We start from the raw sequence: 20,334 nt of genomic DNA, 5'->3' as shown, positions 1-20,334 counted from the left end.
GTCAAATAGAAGAAAACGGGCCACCCTGGGGCAAATATGTTCGGACGTGGGGTCGGCGACCGTCGGCAAGGCTGCGCAAATGCTTGCCGGCCCGCAGTCACGAGTGGTCCGGAAGAAAGGCCCCGGAACCGACGGCCGTGGTGCCCGCACGGCGGCGTATTGCGTGTGCGGCCGCCCATTACATTGGCCCTCGGCCCACCCGGTTCCGGCCGGTGCGCCGTAAGACTCAGTCGGTCACCCCCACGATTTCATCCCCTGTCAGGGGCTGCTCCCCGCATCGGGGGCACCCCTCGTTCGGAGGTCGCTGCCATGACCCAGGATGCGAAGTCCCCGAAGAAGCTGCGGCGCAACCGCTCCACCCTCACCCACAAGGTCGGCTACGCCCTGACGCACCCCCGCCGTGTCGCCCCATACCTGCGCCGCGCCGCGCGGGACACCTGGCTGCGCTGGAAGCACCCCGACCACGTCGGCTACTACCGTGCGGTGATGGCCTCCGACTCCCGCCGCAACCCGGAGGCAGCGGTCGGCAGCCAGACCCATGAGCGCTGGCTGGCTCTGGGGCAGATGCAGTTCGACTACCTCATCGAGCACGGGCTGCGCCCCGGGCACCGGATGCTCGACATCGGCTGCGGCAACCTGCGGGGCGGCTGGCGCATCATCGACTACCTCGATCCGGGGAACTACTACGGCATCGACATCTCGCCGGACATCCTGATCGCCGCCAAGAAGACGCTGGTCGAGAAGGGGCTCCAGGACAAGCTGCCGCACCTGACCATCACCGGCGACCTCACCCTGGATTTCCTCCCCGATGATCACTTCGACGTCGTGCACGCGCACAGTGTCTTCTCCCACTCGCCGCTGGAGCTGATCGAGGAGTGTCTGGCCCACGTCGGCCGCGTCCTGACCGACCAGGGGTTCTTCGACTTCACCTTCGACCGCACCGAAGGTACCGAGCACCAGGTGCTGCGGGAGGACTTCTACTACCGCACCGAGACTCTCCTGGGCCTGGCCCGAAAGCACGGCCTGAGCGCGCGCTTCATGGACGACTGGGAGCAGCGGCCCCACGGCCAGTCGAAGATCCGGGTGAGCCGCTCTCCGCTGCCGGACCCCGACCAGCACGGCGCGTATCAGGAGTACGTCCGTCAATGACTCTCGTTGCGGCAGTGACCAGATGCTGCAACGGCTGAGACACCACGCCGTCCGATGAGGCAGGCTCTCCGGCCGCCGAGACGGTCCCGCACGGCGTGAGGTCGCCGCCTGATGGCCGGCGGTTGCCGGCAGGGGTAACAGGGCGTTCTGAGCGGGACGTGTGCAGGCACGGGGCAGGGTGGGTCGGCATGCGGGACGAGCGTGTCGCCGACGAAATCGTGTCGCATGCCAGGGCCTCCTCCTCGGCCGGGGGGCGTCCCAGCGCCACCGGCGATCCGGCCGGCGCGAGCGCCCAGTTGCCGCCATGTGCACGCCACAAGGCTCGCAGTTGGTCGCGTCGGTCGTGGATCCACACCTCGGCGCGTTCGATCAGCGGCTCGAACCACGGCAGCGCCAGCAGAACCAGCAGCCCCGCGGCCCAGCCGAGCAGGACGTCGCTGAGCCAGTGCGTACCGAGGTAGACGGTGGTGAGGCCGACACCGAGCGCCATGCCCGCCGACAGCGCGGACAGCCGCCGCCGCGCTGTCGGGGCCGAGGCCAGATACGCGAGGATGCCCCAGGTCACCACGGCGTTGGCGGTGTGGCCGCTAGGAAAAATATCGCCGCCCAGACCCATCTCATTGGAGCCGATCATGGTCGCGTAATGCGGGCCGAGGCGGCCCATGCCGATCTTTGCTGCGCCGACGGTGATGTTCAGAAGCAGCAGGGAGGCGCCAAGCGCCAGCAGGGGGCGCAGTATGTGCTGCCGCCACGAGCGCCAGCCCAGCCAGGCGGCGACCAACACCGCGGTGGGCCCGCGTTGGCCGAGCACCACGTAATGGTCGGCGAAGGCGTGCATCTGCGGCCATTGCTGGTACGGCCGAAAGAACATCAGCTGCCAGTCGAGCCGGACAAGCCAGGACGTGGTCAGCACGGCCCAGACGATCGCGAAGTAGAGTCCCAGCGTCGCCGTAAGCAACAGAATGCGGTGCTGGCTCATCGTCGGCACATCAGTATGCGCCGGCCGCTCCGGCTCACGGTCCAACTGGGCCAGCAGCAGGTCCAGAGCAGTGAGCGTTCGTTCGGTACCCACCCGAGTGACGTTACAGGCTGTGAACGGGTACTACCTTTCCGTGCTGACCTCGTCGGCGGCATCGACGGCCAGGTGCTGTTCAGCGTGGACGCCACCGCCGCCGCCCGCCGGCGCAAGGGGCGGGACGGGAAGACGGGTGATGAGCGCTTCGCGCACTGTCTTCGGAGGTCGACGCGCGCCGAGATCCCCTGGGATCACCTCGAAGCGGCAGGGATCATGTGCAGGCGGGAAACCCTCGACGCCTGGATCTGTGACAGCAACAGGCTGACTCCCGCTCCAACACCGCCCTGAACCCAGTAAGCGCGACTCCGCAGCAACCGCGTCGGCCAAGGCCGGCATCATCCCGCCGCGCGCCAGCGGTCACCCTCGGTTACTATGCTCACTTCATGCCGGAGGCCGGGAAGCGAGGGGCGCACCGCCATTGAGCGGGGAGATCTTCCCGGATTGCGTTGGAGCTGGCCGTGAAATGTAAGGCAATCAAGCTGTGGGGCCTTTGAAGATGTTGAGAGAGGTCACTGCCACCCGCTACATCGAACCCCTGCGGTCCGGCGGCTCCGTCCCCGGAGTCGTCGAGGCCGACGACCTGGGCACCTACGTCGTGAAGTTCACCGGCTCCGCGCAGGGCCGCAAGGCGCTCGTCGCCGAGGTGATCGTCGGTGAACTGGCCCGCGCGCTCGGACTGCGGTTCCCCGAGCTGGTCCTCGTGCACTTCGACCCGGCGATCGCGGCCGACGAGCCGCACCATGAGGTGCGGGGCCTGCACACGGCCAGCGCGGGCGTCAACCTCGGCATGGACTACCTGCCGGGCGCCCGGGACTTCACCCCCGAGATGGCGAAGACCTTCCGCGTCGACCCGCTGGAGGCGGGCCGGATCGTCTGGCTGGACGCCCTGACCGCCAACGTCGACCGTACGGTCCACAGCTCCAACCTGATGATCTGGCCCACCCTGGGCGTCGCGCCCCCGCGCCTGTGGCTGATCGACCACGGGGCGGCCCTGGTCTTCCACCACCGCTGGGACGGCACCGACCCCGCCAAGGCGTACGACTTCCGGCACCACGCCCTCGGTCTCTACGCCCCGGACGTGCGGGCGGCCGACGCGGAGCTGGCACCCAGGGTGACCGAGGGACTGCTGCGGGAGATCGTGGCGGAGGTGCCGGATCCCTGGCTGACCGACTTCGCCTCTCCCGGTGAGGCGCGCGAGGCGTACGTGGCGTACCTCCACGCGCGCGTGCGCGCCTCGCGGCAGTGGCTGCCCACCGACTTCCCCAGCCGGGAGGAGCTCGCCGCCGAGGAGGCCCTGCGGACGGCGAGGAACCAGCAAGGACGTCCCGCGTGGCTCAGGCAGGTCCCCGATCTGCACGGCAAGCCCGCGGCCGAACAGGATGGGGCGGTGCACCTCGGATGAGTGGCCGTGTCGAGATCGAGTACTGCACGCAGTGCCGCTGGCTGCCCCGCGCGGCTTGGCTGGCGCAGGAGCTGCTGACCACCTTCGAGGCCGAACTGACCGAACTGGCCCTCAAACCCGGCACGGGCGGGGTGTTCGTGGTCCGCGTCGGCGACGAGGTCGTCTGGGACCGCCGCGAGCAGGGCTTCCCGGAGCCGACGGCCGTGAAGAAGGCCGTACGCGACCGAGTGGCCCCGGGGAAGTCCCTGGGCCACTCGGAGCGGTAGCGGCTGCTCAGCCCTTGAGCTGCTCGTACGCCGGCAGCGTCAGGAAGTCGGCGTAGTCCTCGTCGAGGGAGACCTGCAGCAGCAGGTCGTGGGCCTGCTGCCAGTTGCCCGCCGCGAAGGCCTCGTCACCGATCTCCGCGCGGATGTTCGCGAGTTCCTCGGCGGCGACCTTGCGGGCCAGGTCGGCGGTGACCTGCTCGCCGTTGTCGAGGACGACACCGGCGTTGATCCACTGCCAGATCTGCGAGCGGGAGATCTCGGCGGTGGCCGCGTCCTCCATGAGGTTGAAGATGGCCACCGCGCCGAGGCCCCGCAGCCACGCCTCGATGTAACGGATGCCGACCTGCACGGCGTTGACCAGACCCGCGTACGTGGGCTTGGCGTCCAGCGAGTCGATGGCGATCAGGTCGGCCGCCTTGACGTCGACGTCCTCGCGCAGCCGGTCCTTCTGGTTCGGCTTGTCGCCGAGGACCTTGTCGAAGGACTCCATGGCGATGGGCACCAGGTCGGGGTGGGCGACCCAGGAGCCGTCGAAACCGTCGTTCGCCTCGCGGTCCTTGTCGGCGCGGACCTTCTCGAAGGCCACCTTGTTGACCTCGGCGTCCCGGCGCGACGGGATGAACGCCGCCATGCCGCCGATCGCGTGCGCGCCGCGCTTGTGGCAGGTGCGGACGAGGAGTTCGGTGTAGGCGCGCATGAACGGGGCCGTCATCGTCACCGCGTTGCGGTCCGGCAGGACGAACTTGGCGCCGCCGTCACGGAAGTTCTTGACGATGGAGAACAGGTAGTCCCAGCGGCCCGCGTTCAGCCCGGAGGCGTGGTCGCGCAGCTCGTAGAGGATCTCCTCCATCTCGTACGCGGCCGTGATCGTCTCGATCAGCACGGTCGCGCGCACGGTGCCCTGCGGGACGCCGACGTAGTCCTGCGCGAAGACGAAGACCTCGTTCCAGAGGCGGGCCTCCAGGTGCGACTCGGTCTTGGGCAGGTAGAAGTAGGGGCCCTTGCCCAGGCCCAGCAGGCGCTTGGCGTTGTGGAAGAAGTACAGGCCGAAGTCGACGAGCGCGCCGGGCACCGGGGTGCCGTCCGCGTCGACGAGGTGACGCTCGTTCAGGTGCCAGCCGCGCGGGCGCATGACGACCGTGGCGAGTTCCTCGTTCGCCTTCAGGGCGTACGACTTGCCCGACTTCGGGTCGGTGAAGTCGATGTTCCGGGTGTAGGCGTCGATCAGGTTGAGCTGGCCGAGGACCACGTTCTCCCAGGTGGGCGCGGAGGCGTCCTCGAAGTCCGCGAGCCACACCTTCGCGCCGGAGTTGAGCGCGTTGATGGTCATCTTGCGGTCGGTGGGTCCGGTGATCTCGACCCGCCGGTCGTTCAGGGCGTCCGGGGCCGGGGCGACCCGCCAGGAGTCGTCGGCGCGGATCGCGGCGGTCTCCGGGAGGAAGTCGAGGGTGGAGGTGCGGGCGATCTCGGCGCGGCGCTCGGCGCGGCGGGCGAGGAGCTCGTCACGCCGGGGCGTGAACCGCCGGTGCAGCTCGGCCACGAAGGCCAGCGCCGCTTCGGTGAGGACCTCCTCCTGCCGGGGCAGGGGCTCGGCGTCGACGATGGCCAGCGGGGACGGCGCTGGAGCGGACATGAACGGTCACTTCCTTCAGCGAACTGTGAAGACGAGCCGGCGGTGGCACCCGGTGCCAGTCTTCCCGGATACGGCGTTCGGCGCCCGGGGAGCCAGCGGGCGCTTCTGAACAGTGGATAGTAGTTTCCTTATGGTGGAAGTTCAATCGTCTGTTGATGTCGAGATTCTCTGAGTCGAGGCAAGGTGGCGCTCCGTGCCACCCCGCTCACTCCAGGTGGGCCAGATCGGCCTCGGTGTCGATGTCGAAGGGCCGGGCCACGTCCCCGCACTCGACGAGCGAGACGACCGGCTCGTGCTCCTTCAGATACGCGCGTGCCCCCCGGTCCCCGGTCGCAGTCGCCGCGATCCCCGCCCAGTGCGCGGCGCCGAACAGGACCGGGTGGCCGCGCACTCCCTCGTACGCCGCCGAGACGAGCGACTCCTCGCCCGTGGAGGCCCCCAGGACGCGGGCCACCGCCTCCGGCCCGATGCCGGGCTGGTCGACGAGCGCGACCAGGGCGGCGCGGGCGCCGGTACCGGCGAGGGAGGCCAGCCCGGCCCGCAGGGACGTCCCCATGCCCTGCTCCCAGTCCGGGTTGTCGACGAGGACACAGCCCGGCAGGGCGGCCCGCGCGCGTACCTCGTCCGCCTGGGCGCCCAGAACCACGTGGACACGGGTGCAGCCGCCCTCCCGCAGTACCCGCACCGCGTGCTCCACGAGCGGCCGCCCGCGGTGGGGGAGCAGTGCCTTGGGGCGACCGCCCAGGCGCCGTCCGCCCCCCGCGGCCAGCAGCAGCCCCGCAACCGCACCCGCCCCGTCCGTCGTCTCCCTTGTCGTCATGGAACCTGCATACCGCAGCAGGGCTGCCGCGCCCCGGGTCTCTCGCGCCCCCGGGCCGGAAAGTCACGCAGCGAAACAAGTCGATGACGCAATGGACTGGCGCCTGATGGCCCGCGTCGTTTACTGTCGCCCGCACCGACCGGCCGGGCGTCGGACCAGTGCCCGGTGTGGGGGACTTCGCGTCGGAAGGGCACGCGCACGACGAGGTGCGAGGGGGAGGACTGTGTTGCGGAGCGTGGAGCAGAAGCGGCAGGGGCCCGTGGCCGGCGACGAGGTGGACCCGCGCGTGACGGAGCTGCGCTCCGCCGTGGCCCGGCTGCGCCGCCGACTCGCCGCCCACCCGGGCGAGTTCGCCGACCGGAGCATCGCCGAGGAGGAACTCGCCGCCCTGGACGCCATGGCCGCCGACGGCGTCCCCGAGATCCCGCGGCTGCGCCGCTCCCTGCTGCTGATCGCCGGCGCGATCGGCTCGGTGAGCGCGCTGTCCCCCGGGCTGGCGGAGGTCCGCCGGGCGGTGGACCGGTTCGGCGGGCCGGTGCGCGGGCAGGGCTAGGGGGTGTCCGGTCGGCGCTACGGAAAGGTGCCGCGGTAGCCCGCGTGCGCGGCCCGGGGCTCGAAGTCGTCGCAGAGCCAGGTCTCCTGGACCAGTTCGGTGTGGTCCGGCCAGATCGCGAAGACGCCCCGGGGTCCTTGCTTGCCGTCGACGCGCCGGTAGCGGGCCTTGACGTCCCGGAAGCAGGCCAGACCGGCCATCAGGCCGTGGCCGACCGGGCTGTAGTCGGACCAGGCGCAGGCGATGCACGCCCTGATCCGGAAGCCCGGGGGCAGCTCGCGCTGGATCGCGTACAGGCCGTTCTCGAAGTCGCCGCAGTCGTCGGCGCCGCCGTACTCCCGCCCGTCGAGGCGCAGCGTGAGGGCCAGGCTCTCCCGGTCCGGGCCGGGCGCGGAGCCCGGGGCCGGGTCCGGCAGTCGCAGGGCGCAGTGCAGCATCCCGTCCCGGACGCCCTGCCCCGTGTGCGCGACGGGCAGGGGCAGCCGCCACTCCAGCAGGCAGGAGCAGAGGGCGCCGTCGAGGAAGCGGAACATCGCCTCGGGCGGCTCACCGGCCAGGGCGCCCAGGTCGTCCATGCTGTCGCCCTCGAAGAGGACGCCCCGGACCGTCGTACGGATCAGCTGCCGGCCGTCGGTCTCGAAGACGACGTCCTGCGAGCCGTGCCGGTCGGTGTACCTCCCGGGCCAGCGCTGTAAGGCCGTCACGCGGGGCTCTGGCTGGCCAGGGCCTCCGACAGTTCGCCGGCGACCTGCTGGAGCACCGGCACGATCTTCTCCGTCGCCGACTCCGTGACCCGGCCGGCCGGGCCGGAGATGGAGATGGCGGCGGCGGTGGGGGAGTCGGGCACCGAGACGGCGAGGCAGCGCACCCCGATCTCCTGCTCGTTGTCGTCGATCGCGTACCCCTGGCGGCGCACGTCCTCCAGCGCCGCGAGGAACCCGTCGGGCGTCGTGATCGTCTTGTCCGTGGCGGCGGGCATGCCCGTGCGGGCGAGCAGGGCGCGTACCTCCTCCGGCGGGAAACCGGCGAGCAGGGCCTTGCCCACGCCCGTGGAGTGCGGCAGCACGCGGCGGCCGACCTCCGTGAACATCCGCATCGAGTGCTTCGACGGCACCTGCGCCACGTAGACGATCTCGTCCCCGTCCAGCAGCGCCATGTTCGCCGTCTCGCCGGTCTCCTCGACCAGCCGGGCCAGGTACGGCCGCGCCCAGGTGCCCAGCAGCCGGGACGCTGACTCGCCGAGGCGGATCATACGCGGGCCGAGCGCGTACCGCCGGTTGGGCTGCTGGCGTACGTATCCGCAGACCACCAGCGTGCGCATCAGGCGGTGGATGGTCGGCAGGGGCAGTCCGCTGCTCGCGGACAGCTCGCTCAGGCCGACCTCGCCGCCCGCGTCCGCCATCCGTTCGAGGAGGTCGAAGGCGCGCTCCAGGGACTGGACCCCGCCGTTGGCGGAGGACCGGGTGGGGTCGGTGGTGCTGGCGCTGGACCTCGGCACGGGGCGTTCCTTTCGGGTAGCATTTCGCTTCCCGGGATGTTAATTCCGCTTCGTGGAAAAGTCCAGGGGGTGGGGTGCTGGTGTGCCCTGTAGCAGTGTGCCCTTGACGGGGCCGGAACGGGAGTGAAGACTCCTTCAACAGAACGTTGAAGAAAGGGGTTCGGGTGTCCGACGCTGAACTGGTGCTCCGCTCGACGCGTGTCATCACGCCCGAGGGGACGCGCGCCGCATCCGTCGCGGTCTCCGGCGGCACGATCACGGCCGTCCTCCCCCACGACGCCCCCGTACCGGAGGGGGCCCGCCTGGAGGACCTGGGCGATCACGTGCTGCTCCCCGGCCTGGTCGACACCCACGTGCACGTCAACGACCCGGGCCGCACCGAGTGGGAGGGCTTCTGGACCGCCACCCGCGCCGCGGCGGCCGGCGGCATCACGACCCTCGTCGACATGCCCCTGAACTCCCTCCCGCCGACCACGACCGTCGCCCACCTGCGCACCAAGCAGCAGGTCGCCGCCGACAAGGCGCACATCGACGTCGGCTTCTGGGGCGGCGCCCTGCCGGACAACCTCAAGGACCTGCGCCCACTGCACGAGGCCGGCGTCTTCGGCTTCAAGGCGTTCCTGTCGCCGTCCGGCGTGGACGAGTTCCCGCACCTGGAGCGCGACCCGCTCGCCCGCACCATGGCCGAGATCGCCGCCTTCGACGGCCTGCTCATCGTGCACGCCGAGGACCCCCACCTCCTCGCCTCCGCCCCGCAGCGACCCGGCCCCAAATACGCCGACTTCCTCGCCTCCCGCCCCCGGGACGCCGAGGACAGCGCCATCGCCCAGCTCATCCGCGAGGCCAAGGCGCTGAACGCGCGCGTGCACGTGCTGCACCTGTCGTCCAGCGACGCCCTGCCGATGATCGCCGAGGCGCGCGCGGAGGGCGTCCGCATCACTGTGGAGACCTGCCCCCACTACCTGACCCTCACCGCCGAGGAAGTCCCCGACGGCGCCAGCGAGTTCAAGTGCTGCCCGCCGATCCGCGAGGCCGCCAACCAGGACCTGCTCTGGCAGGCGCTGGCCGACGGCACCATCGACTGCGTCGTCACCGACCACTCCCCGTCCATCGCCGACCTCAAGACCGACGACTTCGCGACGGCCTGGGGCGGCATCTCCGGCCTCCAGCTGAGCCTCGCCGCGGTGTGGACGGAGGCCCGCGGGCGCGGACACGGCCTGGAGGACGTGGTCCGCTGGATGTCGGCGCGGACCTCCGCACTCGTCGGGCTCGACGACCGCAAGGGCGCCATCGCGCCCGGCCGCGACGCCGACTTCGCCGTCCTCGCCCCCGACGAGACCTTCACCGTCGACCCGGCCTCCCTGCAGCACCGCAACCGCGTCACGGCCTACGCGGGCAGGACCCTGTACGGCGTCGTGAAGTCCACCTGGCTGCGCGGACAGCGGATCGTCGCGGACGGCGAGTTCACCGAACCGAAGGGGCGGCTCCTCACCCGGACCAACTGAATCCACCCCGGACACCCGAAAGGAAGACCTGATCATCGTGACGGCGATTCCCCGCTTCACCGGCGACGCGAACCCCTACGGAGGCGGCGACCCCTACGCGGACTACCGCACCGCCGACTTCCCCTTCACCCAGTACGCCAACCTCGCCGACCGGCACCTCGGAGCCGGAGTCATCGCCGCCAACGACGAGTTCTTCGCCCAGCGCGAGAACCTGCTGGTGCCCGAGCGCGCCGCGTTCGACCCGGAGCACTTCGGGCACAAGGGCAAGATCATGGACGGCTGGGAGACGCGCCGTCGCCGCGGCGCCTCGGCCGAGCACCCGTGGCCGACCTCCGACGACCACGACTGGGCGCTGGTCCGCCTCGGCGCCCCGGGTGTCATCCGCGGGATCGTCGTCGACACCGCCCACTTCCGCGGCAACTACCCGCAGGCCGTGTCCGTCGAGGGCACTTGTGTCGCGGGCTCACCGTCGTCGGAGGAGCTCCTCGGCGACGACGTGAAGTGGACGACCCTGGTGCCGCGCACCGCGGTCGGCGGCCACGCGGCGAACGGTTTCGCCGTCGCCGTCGAGCAGCGCTTCACCCACCTGCGGGTCAACCAGCACCCCGACGGCGGCATCGCCCGCCTGCGCGTGTACGGCGAGGTCGTCCCCGACCCCGAGTGGCTTCAGGTGCTCGGCACCTTCGACGTCGTCGCCCTGGAGAACGGCGGCCAGGTCGAGGACGCCTCCAACCTCTTCTACTCGCCCGCCACCAACACCATCCAGCCGGGCCGCTCCCGCAAGATGGACGACGGCTGGGAGACCCGCCGCCGCCGCGACCAGGGCCACGACTGGATCCGCTACCGGCTCGCCGCCCAGGCGCAGATCCGCGCCCTGGAGATCGACACCGCCTACCTCAAGGGCAACAGCGCCGGCTGGGCGTCCGTGTCCGTCAAGGACGGCGAGGACGGCGACTGGCGGGAGATCCTGCCCCGCACCCGCCTGCAGCCCGACACCAACCACCGCTTCGTCCTCCCGGACCCGGCCGTCGGCACGCACGCGCGCGTCGACATCTTCCCGGACGGCGGCATCTCCCGCCTGCGCCTCTTCGGCTCCCTCACCCAGGAGGGCGCGAGCCGACTGGCGGCCCGCCACCAGGAGCTGGGCGGCTGACCCGGCCGCCCCGTGGGGCGCACGGGCCGGACAGCGCCGGTGCGCCCCCCTGCCTCATGCCGCGTGGCCGCCGTCGACCGCGAACTCCGCCCCGGTCACGTATGCCGCCCCGGCCAGGTGGGCGACCGTCGACGCCACCTCGTCCGCCGTCCCGAACCGGCCCAGCGCCGTCATCGCCGCCTGCCCGGACGCGTACGGGCCGTCCGCAGGGTTCATGTCCGTGTCGATCGGACCGGGATGGACCAGGTTCACGGTGATCCCGCGCCCGCCCAGCTCCCTCGCCAGGGCCTTGGTCAAGCCGGTCAGCGCGGCCTTGCTCATGGCGTAGAGCGTGCCGCCGGGACCCGGCACCCGCTGGGCCATGCAACTGCCGATCGTGATGATCCGCCCGCCCTCGCCCATCCGCGCGGCGGCCGCCCGGGACGCCAGGAAGACACCCCGCACGTTGACGGCGAGGACCCGCTCCACGTCCGCGAGGGACAGGCTCTCCAACGGCCCGAGCACGCCCAAGCCCGCGTTGTTCACCAGGACGTCGAGCCCGCCGAGCGCGTCGGCCGCCGCGTCCACGACACCGGCCGCGTCGGCGGCCTGTGCCGCGTCCGCGCGCAGCGCCACCGCCCGGCGCCCCAGCGCCTCCACGGCCCGTACGACGTCCTCGGCCGCTTCCTTGCCGTGCACGTAACCGACGGCCACGTCCGCGCCCTCCCTGGCCAGCCGCAGGGCCGTCGCCGCACCGATGCCACGGCTCCCGCCCGTCACGAGAGCCACCTTGCCGTCGAGAGTTGCTTCGAGAGTTCCCTGAGAAGTCATGGATCCATCCCAGCGGCCGACCGCCGGTGACGCTGGCGGCCAACGGACATCGAGACCGTGAGCACGCGGACCGCCCGGGAGCCGTACGGCCCAGCGATGAGTTGCGGGCGTCGGCGGAGTCTGAACCGATGCAAGCAGACACCCCCGCAAGGAAGGCACCCGCCATGGGCAAGCTCGTCTCCACCCTCTTCGTCACCCTCGACGGCGTCTACCAGGCCCCCGGCGGGCCGCACGAGGACACCCGCGGGGGCTTCACCCACGGCGGCTGGAGCTTCCCGTACGCCGACGAGGACTTCGGCCGGTTCATCAGCGAGGTCTTCACCCGCCCGGGCGCCTTCCTGCTGGGACGCCGGACCTACGACATCTTCGCCACGTTCTGGCCGAAGGTGACCGACCCCGCCGACCCGGTCGCCTCCGGGCTCAACTCCCTGCCGAAGTACGTCGTCTCCTCGACCCTGACGGATCCCTCGTGGGCGGGCACCACCGTGCTCTCCGGCGACCTCGCCAAGGAGGTCACCGCGCTGAAGGAGCGCACCGACGGCGAGGTCCAGGTGCACGGCAGCGGCGCCCTGCTCCGGTCGCTGCTGGCGCTCGACCTCGTCGACACCCTCCATCTGCTGACCTTCCCGGTCGTGCTCGGCACCGGGTTCCGGCTGTTCCCGGAGGGTTCCGTGCCGACCGCGTTCGCACACGCCGGGGGGAGCGTCACCGGCGCGGGCGTCTCGATCCAGACGTACGACCTGGCGGGCCGCCCGCAGTACGGCGAATACACCCTGCCGGAGGACGCGTAGCCGCCCCGCCCGGCGCCCGCCGTAGCTGGTGAACAGGGCGTGCGGGCGCCGGAGGGCAGGTTAACTTCCCGCTAACTCATCGGACTTGACGGGAAAATCTCCGAGCTTGTCATTGACATGCCACTGTCTACGCGCGTCATCATGAGCGCATGAATCTCCCCCCACGCGCCTCGCGGCTCGGCGCAGCAGCCGCCCTCCTGTCCGCCCTCCTCGTCGGCGGCACCGTCTCCGCCACCACGGCCGACGCGGCCCCCACCGCCGTCGGCAGCATCTGCTACAGCGACCTGCCGTCCCAGGCCCACGACACGCTCGACCTGATCGAGCAGGGCGGCCCGTACCCGTTCGACCAGGACGGCACCGTCTTCCAGAACCGGGAGCGGATCCTGCCCAGCCAGCCCTCCGGCTACTACCACGAGTACACGGTCATCACCCCCGGCTCCTCCACACGCGGCGCCCGGCGCATCGTCACCGGTGAGGAGCACCAGGAGGACTACTACACGGCCGACCACTACGCGTCGTTCGACCTGGTCGACCACGGCTGCTGACCCCACCGGCCACCGCCGGGAGTCCGCCCGCGGCTCAGACGGACTTCCGGCTCCCGGCCGCCGCGAACAGGGCGACGCCGAGCACCAGCAGCGCGACGCTCGCGTAGACCTCGAAGCCGTCGAGGAACCCCAGTCGTTGCACGAGGCCCCAGTTCCAGTCGGTGAACTCGTGCACCAGGCCCGCCACGCCCTGCACGAGGGCGAGGAAGCCGAGAATCTCCAGCACCTGCTTCATCCCCCGAGCCTCGCCCCGCGGACCCCCCACGCACATCGGCCGCGGGGCGAGCACCCAGGAACGGAAGTCGCCTCTCCGGCTCCGTCCGTCGCGCCGAAAGTCTGCGGTGGCACGACTTTGGTCGACGATCTCTCCCATGGAGGGGTGGAACCGGCCGCGGCTGCGTAGATTTGTCGACCGTGAAGCGTGACGACGTGGGACAGGCCTCCCTGGTGCCGTCGGGAGAGACGCCCGCGCTGTTCACCGGGCGGAGATGGTTCATCCCGTCGGCGCTGCTCCACGAACTCGACCCCGACGCCCGGCGGGCCGGGCGGCGGCCCCGGCGCACCGCCCGGGACTGGGTCGTCGACTTCTCCTGCTTCCTGCTGGCCGTCGTGGTGGGCGTGATCGCCGTCGAGGCGCTCACCGAGAACCCCCACGTACCGCCGGGACTGGCCGCCATCGACCAGGTGGTCGGCGCGCTGGCCTGCGCGGCGGTCTGGCTGCGCCGCCGCTGGCCGCTGGGGCTGGCCGTGGCGATGACGCCGGTCACCTTCGTCTCGGACACCGCGGGCGGCGCGGGCATGATCGCCCTGTTCACGCTCGCCGTGCACCGCCCCTTCCGGTATGTGGCCTGGGTGGGCGGCGTCAACGCGGCGCTGGCCCCGCTGTACTACTGGCTGCGTCCCGACGCGGACATCCCGTACCTGGTGAGCGTGCCGTTCGCCGTGCTGTTCACCGTGGCGATCGTCGGCTGGGGCATGTTCGTGCGGGCCAAGCGGCAGTTGCTGCTGAGTCTCAGGGACCTGGCCCGGCGGGCCGAGACGGAGGCGCGGCTGCGGGCCGAGCAGGCGCAGCGGCTCGCCCGCGAGGCCATCGCGCGGGAGATGCACGACGTGCTCGCCCACCGGCTGACGCTGCTGAGCGTGCACGCGGGCGCCCTGGAGTTCCGGCCCGACGCGCCCCCGGCGGAGACGGCGCGGGCGGCGGGCGTGATCCGGGAGAGCGCGCACGAGGCCCTGCAGGACCTGCGGGAGATCATCGGCGTCCTGCGGGCGGGCGAGCCCGACGACACGGGCCGGCCGCAGCCGACCCTCGCGGCGCTGGACACGCTGGTCGCCGAGTCCCGGGAGGCCGGCATGAAGGTCTCCCTCGACCAGTGTGTCGACGACCCCGACGCCGTTCCGTCCTCCGTCGGCCGCACCGCCTACCGGATCGCGCAGGAGGGCCTGACCAACGCCCGCAAGCACGCGCCCGGCACGGAGGTCACCGTGTCCGTCGGCGGCGCACCGGGCGAGGGGCTCGTCGTCACCGTCCGCAACCCGCCGCCCGAGGGCGAGGTGCCGCCCGTCCCGGGTTCCGGCCAGGGCCTGATCGGCCTGACGGAGCGGGCGACCCTCGCGGGCGGCCGCCTGGAGCACGGCCGCACCGCGGAGGGCGGGTTCGAGGTGCGGGCCTGGCTGCCGTGGGGGTGAGCCGGGCCGGCGGGGCCCAAGGGGCTGCCGGCCCGTGCGGTCGGCCGCCGGAGCCGGCCTCCCGCAGGCCCGGACCGAGGCACTTGTGGCCGGTGAGGTGACCGGCGGATCATGGTCATATGTCGCCAGGTGCACCGCAGTTCGAGGTCGCGTCCGTGCTGAGGGAGGTGAAGGCGGTCCGGGCCGAGGGCCTGGTCCGGATCCGGGAACTCGACGTCCCGCTGCTCCGCCGGGCGGCCGCCGCGCACTCCGCCGCCGTCAGCGACGCGTGGCCCGTCGAGGTGGAGAACCTGCTGCGCACGGCCGTGGCCCGGCTCGGCGGGGGCGACCTGGAGGCGGCGGCCGGCTACTCCCTCGGCCTGGCGCCAGGCCTGCGCGACCGCCCCGCGGCGGACCGGCGCAGACTCGCCGCCCAGGTGTACAGCGTCAGCGTCGAGCGTTTCCGCAAGAGCCAGGAGGAGATGGTCCTCGCCCAGATCGCCGAACAGGTGTGCTGGCTGGCCGGTACCGCCCCACAGCGGCCCCGTACCACACAACCTCCCCTGCTCGCACCGCACTTGCAGCACCGCTCCCTGCGCGTAGGATCCCGGGACGTCCTGCTGCACGTGCACCCCGTCGAACTCCTCCGGAACGTCGATGTGATCGTCTCCCCGACCAACACGCACCTCGCGCTGCCCGCGCTGTACAAGGCCTCCGTCTCCGCGTCCCTGCGCCGCGCCGGCGCCGTGCGCGACGCGACCGGGGACGTCGCCGCCGACCCGGTGCACGACGCCCTCCTCGGTTGGCGTGCGGCGCACGGGCTGCTGGGCCGCCCCGCCCTGCCCGGCACGGTCGTCCCCACCGAGCCGGGCGCCCTCGCCGCCCGGGGCGTCCGCCGCATCTACCACGCGGCCGTCGCCGTCCCCAGGCCCGGCACCAACGACTACGACGTCGCCGCCCAGGACGTCGCCACGGCCGCCGCCCGGGCGCTCGCCCTGCTGTCCGAGGAACGCGCCGCCTTCACGCCGCCGTTGCGGTCGATCTGCTTCCCCCTGCTCGGCGCCGGCCGCGGCGGACTGCCCCCGCAGACCAGCGTCAGCGCCCTGTGGGCGGCACTGGACACCGGCACCGACGCCGGCCCGGACCTCCACCTCGTCGTCCGCCGCCCCCTGGCCGCCGACCTGCTGGCCGAGACGCTCGGCGCGCGTGAACGGCCCCCCGCCGCACCCGCGTCGGCCGCAGCCGACGAGAAAGGGCACGGGTGCGGGTGAACCCCTACATGGTGCTGGCCGCCGCCGCGGCCGACTGGGACAGACTGGCGGCGCTGCTCCAACCGGACCGACGGCCGCCGCTGACCGCGCACCTGTCCCGCCTGCGCACCGGGACGGGCGACCGCGACACCGCCACCCTCGCCGCCCGGGCCCTCCTCGACGCCCTCCCCGCCGACGAGTCCGCCCGGCTGCGCCGGCACGGCGACACCGGGCGGTTCACCGGCGCGCCCGGGGACCCGCAGTACGCGGGATACGCGGCGGCGGACCTGTGCCTGCTCGTCCTCGACGGCAACCCCATGGTCGGACCCGTCCTCGGGCCCGTCCGCGACCGTCTGCTCCGGGAACCCTCCACGCCCTGGACCGAGGGCGCCGACCCCCGGCTGATCGCCCTGACCGGCACGGACGGCCACCGGCGGATGCCCCTCTTCCAGTTCGAGGCCGGGACCATGCCGTGGCGGATCGTCCTGGAGGTCAACGCCGTCCTGCGCGCCGACACCGACCCGTGGGGCGCCGCCGACTGGTGGCTGTCCCGCACCACCTGGTGGGACGGCACCCCGGCGGCCCTGCTGGGCCGCGGCCGCGACGCCGAACTCCTCGGCGCCGCACGGGAACTGGCCGCCCGGGAAGGGGAGGACTGACCCATGGGCAAGTACCCGCCGCCCGAGTCCCTGCCGGGCGAACCGACCCGGGCGGTGCTGCGCGCCGGCACACCGGTGTACCGCGTCCACTCCACCCACCGCGCACCCGCCGCGTACAACGACCGCCCCGCGCACGCCTTCTACTACGGCGGCCGCTTCGACAGCACCCCCTACGACCGCTACGGCTACCTCTACGTCGGCTTCGGCGTCGGTGCCGCCGTCTGCGAAGTGCTGCTGCGCTCGCTGCCGTTCGACTCCGACACCGGCCACCGGCTGCTGCCGCGCGTGGCGTTCGAACGCCGCAGCCTGTCCTTCCTGCGGCTGACCGCCGACGTCGAGGTCGTCTCGCTGATGTCCGGCGCGGACCTCGCCGCCGTGGCGCAGGACACGTGGCTCGTGCACACCGAGGGCGCGGACTACCCCCAGACTCGCGACTGGGGCCACTGGATCCGCCGGCGGACCGCGCCCTGGGCCCAGGGGTTCGTGTGGCCGTCGAAACGCGAACCGGCCGACCGGGTCGCGATCCTCTTCGACGACCGGGGCGGGGCGCCCGTGCTGGAGCCGACCGGCGCGCCGGCCGTCGACTTCGGGACCGAGGAGGGGGAGCGGTGGCTCAACGGCGTGCTGGCGCCGTACCGCACGCGGACCGCGCCGCGGCCGCAGGAACGAGGGACGTGACGTGACGACACCGTACGACCCGCAGGCGCTGCTGTGGGAGATCGAGCAGCGGACGCGGGGCATCGTCAGCGGTGAGGATCTCGCCGGGCTGTCCGGACTGGTGCTGGAGCGGCTGGGCTGTACGACGGCCCGCGAGGCCTACGACCGCCTGTACGCGGACTGGGCCGGACTGCCCCGGGGCGGTGTCGCGTCCGGGCTGCGGGCCGGTCAGGTCCTCAGCCTGCTCCCGTTGCTGCGGCTCGACGGGCCGCTCGCCGACGCGCGGCAGGAGGAGGAACTCTGGCAGGCGATGTGGGAGCACGGGCCCGCGGACGAGACGTGGAAGGCGAACGTCGTCGTCAAACACAGCGCGTGGGGCCTGCGGCACCTCACCGACCCCGCGGAGCTGGAGGCGGCGCTGGCCCGGGTCGAGCGGGCCCGGGCCGCGCATCCGCCCGGCACCCGGACGCGCGAGAACCTGGACATGGTCCATGCCGGACTGCGGACCCACCTGGGCCAACTGGGCGGCGGCGAGGACGACTTCGACACGGCCGTCGACGACATGGCCCGGCTCGCCGAGTCCCCGGACCTCACCCCGGACCAGCGTCTGGTCATGGGCGCGCAGATCGCCCTGTTCCGCATCCACCAGGCCTTCCGCCGCGAGGACGAGCCGGCCCTGGCCGAGCAGATCCAGGTTCTCGAACGCGCCCTCTCCCGGCTGCCGGCCGACCACATGGACCGCTTCGCGTTCGAATCGCACCTGGAAGCCGCCCGCGGCTCCCTGACCTACCTGCGGGCCCGGCGCACCGGCCGGTTCGAACCCGCCGCCGAAGGGGCCGACGCCGCGACGCCCACCCAGGAGATCCGGCGCCGGATCGCCGGCCTGCCGGTCAACGCCCAGGCCGACAAGCTGGGCGAAGCGGCCTTCGCGGTGGGGCAGCGGGCCCTGCTCGCCCTGGACCACCAGGGGATGCTGGAGTCCGTGGCCCTGCGGGAGGCCGCGCTGGACCTGCTCGAACCCGACGACGACCGGTGGATCCGCGTCACGGGCGGGCTCGGCGTCAGCCACTGCGTCATGGCCGACCTGGAGCTCGCACCACCCGCCGACCGCGCCCTCCACCTCGACCAGGGCATCGCCTGGCTGCGGCACACCCTGAAACTCACCGGCGGACCCCACCACCCGCTGTGGGGCGGCACGGGCTTCCACCTGGCCAGGGCCTACCGCCTGCGGGGTGACGCGCACGCGCACGACCCGCGCGTCAGACGCCTGAACTACGACGCCTCCCGCCGCGTCGGCCTCGAGTGCCTGCGCGCGGCCGCCTGGAGCGCCCTGCTCCAGTCCGGTACGGCCCATGCCGCGCAGACCGCCCGGATGGCGGGCGGCCAGGCCCTCGACGTGGCCCGCTGGTGCCTGGCCGACGGCGCCCACACCGACGCCGTACGGGCCCTCGACGCGGGGCGCGGTCTCGTCCTGCACGCGGCGACCGTGGCCACCACCGTGCCCGACATGCTGAGGGAGCTCGGCCTGCCGGAGCTCGCGCGGGAGTGGCAGGGCGCGGGCAGCGTGCCCGACCTGGGCGAGGAGATGCTGTTCGCCGCCCAGACCGCGGTCGCCGGGCCCTCCAGCAGGCTGCGCCGGCGGGTCCTGGAGGCGCTGGCCGGCTCCCCACGGCACCAGGCACTGCTGGACGTGCCCGCACCCGCGGACATCGGCACCGCGCTGCGCGCGCTCGGCGCCACGGCGCTGGTCTACCTCGTGCCCGGCGACGGGGCCGTGCCCGGGCTCCTCGCGCAGCGGCCCGGCTCCGGCGCGGCCGTCGTCGTCGCCGCCGACGGCACCACCCGCTCCCTCGACCTGCCCCACCTCACCCTGGACGCACCCCCGCTCACCACCTACCGCGCCGCCGGCACCCCGGGCCGCGACGCCGGTGGCCCGCCCGTCGCCGAGCCGCCGCCCGGGCCCGCTCCGGGCCCGGGCGCGAGCCGGCAGGCGCTGGAGCAGCTCTGCGCCTGGGCCGGTACGGCGGCGATGCGACCCCTGCTGGACCATCTGCCGCGCGGCTTCGGCCGGGCGCCCTCGCTGGTGCTCGTCCCCATGGGCGACCTGGGCGTGGTGCCCTGGCACGCCGCCCGCGTGCCGGGCCGGCGCCGCTCGCACGGCTACGCGTGCGAGGAGGCGAACATCTCCTACACGCCCTCCGCCCGGCTGCTGTGCGAGGTGGCCGCCCGGCCCGCCGCCGGCACCCGGCAGGCCCTCGTCGTCGGCAACCCGACCCGCGACCTGCACCACGCCGGCGAGGAGGCCGAGGCCGTCCACCGCGTCTTCCACCCGGACGGCGACCTCCTCGGCCCCGGCACGGCCACGCCCGCGGCCGTCACCGACTGGCTGCGCCGGCAGCGGGGCGGACTGCTGCATCTGGCCTGCCACGGCGTGGTGCGCCAGGGCGAGCGGCACAGCGCGTATCTCGCCCTGTCCGGCGGGCGGTTGGCGGCGGAGGAGCTGACCGAGGGCGCGACCCGCTACCGCGGCCTGGACCTGGTGGTGCTGGCCGCCTGCCGTACGAACGTCTCCGGGCACGGCTACGACGAGGCGTACAGCCTGTCCACCGCCTTCCTCGTCGCGGGTGCCCGCTCGGTCATCGGCTCCCTGTGGCCGGTTCCCGACGAGGCGACGTCCCTGCTGATGTACATGACCCACCACTTCATGAGCCGGGAGGGCCTGCCGCCGGGCCAGGCGCTGCGCAGCGCCCAGTCGTGGATGCTGAACGACCGCCGCGCGGCGCCGCCCGGCATGCCGGACCGGCTGCGCGCCCGGGTCGGCGACATCCGCGGCGACGACCTCACCGCCTGGGCGGGCTTCACCCACCTCGGCTGGTGACGGCTTCACCCACCTCGGTTGG

At 72.8% G+C, this 20,334-nt stretch carries 19 protein-coding genes and 1 pseudogene; 13 read left to right on the top strand and 7 right to left on the bottom strand.

The features are described 5' to 3' along the window. Positions 1 to 309: 309 nt before the first annotated feature. Positions 310 to 1,149: a class I SAM-dependent methyltransferase gene (locus ACSUPV_RS07745; protein WP_436947187.1), complete on the top strand. Its 840-nt coding sequence runs from the start codon at positions 310 to 312 to the stop codon at positions 1,147 to 1,149. A gap of 64 nt (positions 1,150 to 1,213) precedes the next feature. Here ACSUPV_RS07745 and ACSUPV_RS07740 read toward each other — a convergent pair. Continuing rightward, positions 1,214 to 2,221, bottom strand: a pseudogene (locus ACSUPV_RS07740) (phosphatase PAP2 family protein); the annotation flags it as partial. Positions 2,222 to 2,720: 499 nt separating this feature from the next. Between ACSUPV_RS07740 and ACSUPV_RS07735 the strand changes: the two are divergent. Further along, positions 2,721 to 3,626, top strand: a complete 906-nt coding sequence (locus ACSUPV_RS07735; RefSeq protein WP_037759873.1) for a HipA family kinase — start codon at positions 2,721 to 2,723, stop codon at positions 3,624 to 3,626. After that, positions 3,623 to 3,892 carry a SelT/SelW/SelH family protein gene (locus ACSUPV_RS07730; RefSeq protein ID WP_436947186.1) on the top strand — a complete coding sequence of 90 codons (270 nt, stop codon included), beginning with the start codon at positions 3,623 to 3,625 and terminating at the stop codon, positions 3,890 to 3,892. Before ACSUPV_RS07735 ends, ACSUPV_RS07730 begins: the two co-directional genes overlap by 4 nt. 7 nt (positions 3,893 to 3,899) lie before the next feature. Here ACSUPV_RS07730 and aceB read toward each other — a convergent pair whose 3' ends face one another. Next, complete coding sequence (gene aceB / locus ACSUPV_RS07725; protein WP_031120275.1) at positions 3,900 to 5,525, bottom strand: malate synthase A; 1,626 nt, start codon at positions 5,523 to 5,525, stop codon at positions 3,900 to 3,902. Positions 5,526 to 5,730: 205 nt separating this feature from the next. Further along, positions 5,731 to 6,345 (bottom strand): nucleotidyltransferase family protein, encoded by a 615-nt coding sequence (locus ACSUPV_RS07720; protein ID WP_037759867.1) that lies wholly within the window; start codon positions 6,343 to 6,345, stop codon positions 5,731 to 5,733. 223 nt (positions 6,346 to 6,568) lie between these two features. Here ACSUPV_RS07720 and ACSUPV_RS07715 point away from each other — a divergent pair, with 223 nt between their 5' ends. Next, positions 6,569 to 6,898, top strand: coding sequence for a DUF5955 family protein (locus ACSUPV_RS07715; protein ID WP_436947185.1), 330 nt, complete (start codon positions 6,569 to 6,571; stop codon positions 6,896 to 6,898). Positions 6,899 to 6,915: 17 nt separating this feature from the next. Here the strand turns inward: ACSUPV_RS07715 and ACSUPV_RS07710 are convergent, their stop codons facing one another. Further along, complete coding sequence (locus tag ACSUPV_RS07710; protein WP_436947184.1) at positions 6,916 to 7,602, bottom strand: DUF6304 family protein; 687 nt, start codon at positions 7,600 to 7,602, stop codon at positions 6,916 to 6,918. After that, positions 7,599 to 8,396, bottom strand: a complete 798-nt coding sequence (locus tag ACSUPV_RS07705; protein ID WP_436947183.1) for an IclR family transcriptional regulator — start codon at positions 8,394 to 8,396, stop codon at positions 7,599 to 7,601. The genes ACSUPV_RS07710 and ACSUPV_RS07705 overlap by 4 nt, the downstream gene beginning before the upstream one ends. A gap of 164 nt (positions 8,397 to 8,560) precedes the next feature. On the opposite strand from ACSUPV_RS07705, the gene allB reads away from it, so the two are divergent. After that, positions 8,561 to 9,901 (top strand): allantoinase AllB, encoded by a 1,341-nt coding sequence (allB, locus tag ACSUPV_RS07700; protein WP_436947182.1) that lies wholly within the window; start codon positions 8,561 to 8,563, stop codon positions 9,899 to 9,901. A 37-nt stretch (positions 9,902 to 9,938) separates the two neighbouring features. Next, a complete protein-coding gene (gene alc, locus ACSUPV_RS07695) occupies positions 9,939 to 11,054 on the top strand; it encodes an allantoicase (protein WP_436947181.1) in 1,116 nt (371 codons plus the stop codon). A gap of 54 nt (positions 11,055 to 11,108) precedes the next feature. On the opposite strand, the gene ACSUPV_RS07690 is transcribed toward alc, so the two are convergent. Further along, positions 11,109 to 11,864, bottom strand: coding sequence for an SDR family oxidoreductase (locus ACSUPV_RS07690; protein WP_436947180.1), 756 nt, complete (start codon positions 11,862 to 11,864; stop codon positions 11,109 to 11,111). A gap of 164 nt (positions 11,865 to 12,028) precedes the next feature. On the opposite strand from ACSUPV_RS07690, the gene ACSUPV_RS07685 reads away from it, so the two are divergent. Further along, a complete protein-coding gene (locus ACSUPV_RS07685; RefSeq protein WP_031120285.1) occupies positions 12,029 to 12,655 on the top strand; it encodes a dihydrofolate reductase family protein in 627 nt (208 codons plus the stop codon). Between the two features lie 149 nt (positions 12,656 to 12,804). After that, on the top strand, positions 12,805 to 13,200 hold the full coding sequence (locus ACSUPV_RS07680; RefSeq protein WP_031120286.1) for a ribonuclease domain-containing protein: 396 nt from the start codon (positions 12,805 to 12,807) through the stop codon (positions 13,198 to 13,200). A 34-nt stretch (positions 13,201 to 13,234) separates the two neighbouring features. On the opposite strand, the gene ACSUPV_RS07675 is transcribed toward ACSUPV_RS07680, so the two are convergent. Continuing rightward, positions 13,235 to 13,435, bottom strand: a complete 201-nt coding sequence (locus ACSUPV_RS07675; protein ID WP_031120287.1) for a hypothetical protein — start codon at positions 13,433 to 13,435, stop codon at positions 13,235 to 13,237. Positions 13,436 to 13,671: 236 nt separating this feature from the next. Here ACSUPV_RS07675 and ACSUPV_RS07670 point away from each other — a divergent pair, with 236 nt between their 5' ends. From ACSUPV_RS07670 to ACSUPV_RS07650, 5 genes are all read left to right on the top strand, one after another. Further along, entirely contained in the window at positions 13,672 to 14,889 is a 1,218-nt protein-coding gene (locus tag ACSUPV_RS07670) for a sensor histidine kinase (RefSeq protein WP_436949882.1), read from the top strand. A 119-nt stretch (positions 14,890 to 15,008) separates the two neighbouring features. Further along, positions 15,009 to 16,139 carry a hypothetical protein gene (locus ACSUPV_RS07665; RefSeq protein ID WP_031120289.1) on the top strand — a complete coding sequence of 377 codons (1,131 nt, stop codon included), beginning with the start codon at positions 15,009 to 15,011 and terminating at the stop codon, positions 16,137 to 16,139. Continuing rightward, on the top strand, positions 16,136 to 16,777 hold the full coding sequence (locus ACSUPV_RS07660; protein ID WP_037759959.1) for a hypothetical protein: 642 nt from the start codon (positions 16,136 to 16,138) through the stop codon (positions 16,775 to 16,777). Before ACSUPV_RS07665 ends, ACSUPV_RS07660 begins: the two co-directional genes overlap by 4 nt. Positions 16,778 to 16,780: 3 nt before the next feature. Then, positions 16,781 to 17,455 (top strand): RES family NAD+ phosphorylase, encoded by a 675-nt coding sequence (locus ACSUPV_RS07655; RefSeq protein WP_382614989.1) that lies wholly within the window; start codon positions 16,781 to 16,783, stop codon positions 17,453 to 17,455. Position 17,456: 1 nt separating this feature from the next. Further along, positions 17,457 to 20,312 carry a CHAT domain-containing protein gene (locus tag ACSUPV_RS07650; RefSeq protein ID WP_037759855.1) on the top strand — a complete coding sequence of 952 codons (2,856 nt, stop codon included), beginning with the start codon at positions 17,457 to 17,459 and terminating at the stop codon, positions 20,310 to 20,312. Positions 20,313 to 20,334 lie beyond the last annotated feature (22 nt).

Origin of the sequence: Streptomyces sp. SudanB52_2052 (assembly GCF_964272415.1) — a bacterium.
In the GTDB taxonomy this organism is placed as follows: domain Bacteria; phylum Actinomycetota; class Actinomycetes; order Streptomycetales; family Streptomycetaceae; genus Streptomyces; species Streptomyces olindensis.
Note: the sequence above shows the minus strand (reverse complement) of the source record. Positions and strands in the feature narration are given on the sequence as shown.

What these genes read in the sequence shown, in the direction of transcription:
- ACSUPV_RS07745 (WP_436947187.1), top strand. Translation starts at nt 310, where the DNA reads ATGACCCAGGATGCGAAGTCCCCGAAGAAGCTGCGGCGCAACCGCTCC.
- ACSUPV_RS07735 (WP_037759873.1), top strand. Translation starts at nt 2,721, where the DNA reads ATGTTGAGAGAGGTCACTGCCACCCGCTACATCGAACCCCTGCGGTCC.
- ACSUPV_RS07730 (WP_436947186.1), top strand. Translation starts at nt 3,623, where the DNA reads ATGAGTGGCCGTGTCGAGATCGAGTACTGCACGCAGTGCCGCTGGCTG.
- aceB (WP_031120275.1), bottom strand. Translation starts at nt 5,525, where the DNA reads ATGTCCGCTCCAGCGCCGTCCCCGCTGGCCATCGTCGACGCCGAGCCC.
- ACSUPV_RS07720 (WP_037759867.1), bottom strand. Translation starts at nt 6,345, where the DNA reads ATGACGACAAGGGAGACGACGGACGGGGCGGGTGCGGTTGCGGGGCTG.
- ACSUPV_RS07690 (WP_436947180.1), bottom strand. Translation starts at nt 11,864, where the DNA reads ATGACTTCTCAGGGAACTCTCGAAGCAACTCTCGACGGCAAGGTGGCT.
- ACSUPV_RS07685 (WP_031120285.1), top strand. Translation starts at nt 12,029, where the DNA reads ATGGGCAAGCTCGTCTCCACCCTCTTCGTCACCCTCGACGGCGTCTAC.
- ACSUPV_RS07680 (WP_031120286.1), top strand. Translation starts at nt 12,805, where the DNA reads ATGAATCTCCCCCCACGCGCCTCGCGGCTCGGCGCAGCAGCCGCCCTC.
- ACSUPV_RS07675 (WP_031120287.1), bottom strand. Translation starts at nt 13,435, where the DNA reads ATGAAGCAGGTGCTGGAGATTCTCGGCTTCCTCGCCCTCGTGCAGGGC.
- ACSUPV_RS07665 (WP_031120289.1), top strand. Translation starts at nt 15,009, where the DNA reads ATGTCGCCAGGTGCACCGCAGTTCGAGGTCGCGTCCGTGCTGAGGGAG.
- ACSUPV_RS07655 (WP_382614989.1), top strand. Translation starts at nt 16,781, where the DNA reads ATGGGCAAGTACCCGCCGCCCGAGTCCCTGCCGGGCGAACCGACCCGG.